At 26.9% G+C, this 1,048-nt stretch carries 2 protein-coding genes; one reads left to right on the plus strand and one right to left on the minus strand.

Features of this window, described 5'->3' with window-relative positions; translation table 11 throughout:
• The coding region (locus tag HG1285_RS00190; RefSeq protein ID WP_008289733.1) for a phosphopantothenoylcysteine decarboxylase at positions 1-245 on the plus strand (245 nt) is incomplete at its 5' end.
• A gap of 45 nt (positions 246-290) precedes the next feature.
• Here the strand turns inward: HG1285_RS00190 and HG1285_RS00185 are convergent.
• Positions 291-1,048, minus strand: a 758-nt coding sequence (locus HG1285_RS00185; protein ID WP_008289734.1) for an IS982 family transposase, incomplete at its 5' end; no start/stop codon positions are given.

The following is a 1,048-nucleotide window of genomic DNA, read 5'->3' on the forward strand; positions in this document are numbered from 1 at the left end:
AGAAAAAAGAAAACCAGCTTATAATTGGATTTGCTGCTGAAAGCAGTAATCTGGAAAAAAATGCAATAGATAAATTAAAAAGGAAAAATCTTGATGTTATTATAGTAAATAAGTTAGAGGTTTTCAGTAAAAATTACCATGAAGGCAGTATAATTTTTAAAAATGGGAAAAAAGTAAAAATACCTAAATTAGAAAAAGAAAATTCAGCTTCTTATATATTGGAGAATATACTAAAAGGGGAGTAATTTGAAGCTTTCAAGAAAATTATTTATATAACCCTAATTTCCAATTTAAACCTTAAGTATAATTTTAAACTGTAGAGCTAAAATAAAAAAGTGAATTTTAGCTAAAAACCCTTCCAAAGAAACAGCTTTAATACTTTCAATTCCCATATACTTCAATCTGCTGAAAGTAGTCTCTATCTTCTTCCTAATGGTCTTTAAAAAAGTTTGTTTTTTCTTTTGTTTATGATGAATCTTTCCTTTTTTTATAGCTTCTAACTCTATACATATTTTTTTTAGTTCTTCTTTTAGTCCTTTTGAATTGAATGCTTTGTCTGCAATTAAAACTTTACCATTTAACAAATCTATAACCGTTTGCTCTTCTTTAAACTCTTTTAATGCGTTTATATCGTGTTTTGAAGCTGGTATTATATTAAACGATATAGGTTGTTCATAAGTATCTATTATTAGTCCTAATTTATACCCAAACCATTCTCTATGTCCGTTATTTCCTTTATATAATTTTCCACTTACCTTTTTACATCTTTTTATCCTTGTAAGTTCACAAACTGGAATTGGTTTTGTATCAAGTATTGCAATTAGTGATTCTTTGTTTGATAGCAAATTTTTTACCAGTATAATTAAAATTTTTACTAACTTTTTCAACTTTTTTGCTCTTTTTACAATGGCTGGTAGCTCTGGCACATAAGGAAACATATCGCTGTAGTTTTCTTTAAATTCTTTTAGTGTAGATTTTATTTCTCCTTTTCTAAATGTTGTGGCATAAACTAAAAGGGTCATTAACTCGCTATCTGAAAATTTAGGCT

The organism is Hydrogenivirga sp. 128-5-R1-1 (assembly GCF_000171895.1).